The 2,574-nt window shown below is 62.4% G+C and carries 4 protein-coding genes; all 4 read right to left on the bottom strand.

The genetic code is table 11. From position 1 onward, the window contains the following. Positions 1-474: hypothetical protein (locus OP496_RS17070; RefSeq protein ID WP_280565020.1), on the bottom strand; the 474-nt coding region annotated here is incomplete at its 3' end. Beyond that, positions 461-787 carry a hypothetical protein gene (locus OP496_RS17075; protein WP_280565022.1) on the bottom strand — a complete coding sequence of 109 codons (327 nt, stop codon included), beginning with the start codon at positions 785-787 and terminating at the stop codon, positions 461-463. The genes OP496_RS17070 and OP496_RS17075, both read right to left, overlap by 14 nt. Continuing rightward, positions 787-1,098: a Rho termination factor N-terminal domain-containing protein gene (locus OP496_RS17080; protein ID WP_280565023.1), complete on the bottom strand. Its 312-nt coding sequence runs from the start codon at positions 1,096-1,098 to the stop codon at positions 787-789. The genes OP496_RS17075 and OP496_RS17080 overlap by 1 nt, the downstream gene beginning before the upstream one ends. Positions 1,099-1,169: 71 nt before the next feature. After that, a partial coding sequence (locus OP496_RS17085) for a phage major capsid protein (RefSeq protein WP_280565024.1) occupies positions 1,170-2,574 on the bottom strand: 1,405 nt, incomplete at its 5' end.

The following is a 2,574-nucleotide window of genomic DNA, read 5'->3' on the forward strand; positions in this document are numbered from 1 at the left end:
ATCAGCCTTATCCTTGATCGGCAGCGTTTCCTGGCGAATGGGCAAACGTCCCTGGCCACGGCGGCGCATGATGGTACGGCGCTTGCTGCTGCGGGGCTTGGCAACGAATGCACCGGGGAAGCTGTGATTGCCGGCCGGGCCTGAGTAGCCGGCGCCGCCGCTGGTCTCGCTGACGCGGCCTTGGAACTCGGCCACCGCAATATCGTTGAGGCCGTACCACAGCTGCACCGAGGCCATCTTGCGGTAGTCGCCGCTTTTCGAGCCTTTCACGCGAACGCTCTTCAAGCGCTTGCGTATCGCCGTGGCACGGCGTAGACCCAGCTCGCTTTGCAGTCCCTGGCTGGATAGCTTGCGCAGGGTGGCGGCGGTGCGCGTCAGCGCACGATTGTAGGAGGCGTTGACTTCCTTGGGCATGGCACCCAGTTCGTCGATCACGCGCTGGAGCTCGTCGGCATCAACGTCAAAATCCAGCATCGGGCCTCACCGCGAGATCAAGCATGGCCATGCCGGTACCGTCACCCTGGGGCTCGGTCATCACGTCGTAGGTGGTGCCGCCGACCGTGCAGGTATCGCGCCGCTGCACGCCCGGCACATCGGACTGCTTACACCACACTCGAGGGCGCTCGGTATCCATGCGGTACTCGCCGAGCTGGGTGTCGAGGTACTGGTCTTCATAGATGCCTGAGAAGTCGAGCACGACACCATCCTCGCGCGTGACGGTCACCGCCGTGGCGAACTCGCCTTCGTCGAGGAAAGCGTCAAGATCTTCCCAGGCCGGTGCCGGCATCAGTCTTGGCCCCCAGCCTCAGCGGCTTCGATGGCAGCGATCAGCTCGGCCTTCTTCATGCCGTCAAAGCCTTCGATATCCAACGACTTGGCCTCTTCCTTGAGTTCGGACACCGTCATGTCCTCCAGGGCTTTCTCGCCGTCGTCTTCCTCGCTGGCATTACCAGCCAGCTTGGCCTTACCACGACGACGCAGGTTGTCAGCCTCAGCCGCAGGCACGCTGCGCACTACCTTGCCCGGGGTGATCATCTTTCCGGCAGCCATGAAAGCACTAGTGCACTCAATATCGACGGTCTTGGTCTTCTTGCTCATGGGGCATACCTCTTGGGGGTTATGGCGATAAAGCCCCGCACCTTGCGGGGCCGTCAGTCACTGATTGCCGATCACGCGGAGGTGTTGCGGCCCAGGCAGAACGACTCGACACGACGCACCGCCATGTCGACGTCCTGGAACACAACCAAGCGGGTACCGCCGGATTTCGACAGGCTGTACGGGTCAACGGTCAGGTCGAGGCCACCCCACAAACCAATGATCAGGTCGGCGAAATTGCCGAAGAACAGATCGCCGCTCTGGATCTGGTTGGTCACCTCGGTGCCGTAGCCGTTGACGGTATTACCCTGCTCCCAGATAGGCGCACCATTGGTGCCCTCGAACTTCTGCGTGGTCTTGAAGTGGCCGCGCATCATGGACGCCATCACATAGGCCATGGAGTTCACGTCGGCATTATCGGCGGCGATTTCGCTTTCCATCTTCACCGCCTCGGCATAGGTGGGCTTGCCGGTCGTAGCAAGGTTGACCGCGTTGATGCCCGAGGTCTGCGCGATGCCGGTAGGCTCGTTGCCACCAGCCCCGTAGAAACCCGCCAGATCGACGGCCTGCGCTACGGCAGAGGCAAGATCATTACGCACCACGCGCTCGGCGTCGGGGGTAGACTGCAGCATCAGCCGGCGGGTGATGTCGGTGTAGGCCGCCACGGTCTTGGGCGACAGCCCGATTTGCCCAATGCTCGGCGTGCCCTCGTCGGCATCCTCGCCTTCACCCAGCCAGTAAGCGGTCGCCCCGCCGGTCTGTTTGGGGATCTCGACGTTGCCGACCAATCCGCTCATGGTGGTGGCCAAGCGCATCAGCGCCGTACGGTTGCGCAGCATCTCGATGAAGCTGCCGGCCATATACTGGGTATCGACCAAGCCATCGCCCGTCTGGGCGCCAGTCGGCGTATCGGACGCGCCGCCGGCATTAAAGGCACGAGAAAGCACGTCGTCGGGAATCAAGATCCCGCGCGCCTGTTTGCCGTACTGACGCTCAGCTTCAGAGGACAGCTCCAACTCGAACTTGGCGGCCTCCTGGGCACGCTTGTCCTGCGGATTGGCCAGCGCGCGCACAACCTTCATCATCGAGTAGCGCTGCAAGTCCTGGTCGGTCATGCCAATGCTTGACGAGCGGGTTTCGGTCTCGCCGTTATCGGTCACCGCCTTGGAGCGCTTCTTGTGCATTTCGCCCAACAGGGCGCGCTGGAACTCCTCGGGGCTCTTGTCTTCGCTGACGTAGCGGGTCGCCAGTTCAGTGTTCTCGTACTCGCGGCCCATGTCCATGATCGCTTTGACGCGGGCCTGCTCAGCCTGGACGCCAGCCCGGCGGGCCTGGTTCTGGTCATCACCGGCGCGCTCGATCATCTCGAGCACTTCGACGATCTCGTCTTGCTCGTTGACCTTGGCGCGGACCAGGTTGCCCTTCTTGTCGCGCAGGATCTTCTCGTTCATCTCGCCTTCCTTATGATGTGTCCTGGAA

Source organism: Chromohalobacter sp. 48-RD10 (assembly GCF_029889785.1).
Classification (GTDB): domain Bacteria; phylum Pseudomonadota; class Gammaproteobacteria; order Pseudomonadales; family Halomonadaceae; genus Chromohalobacter.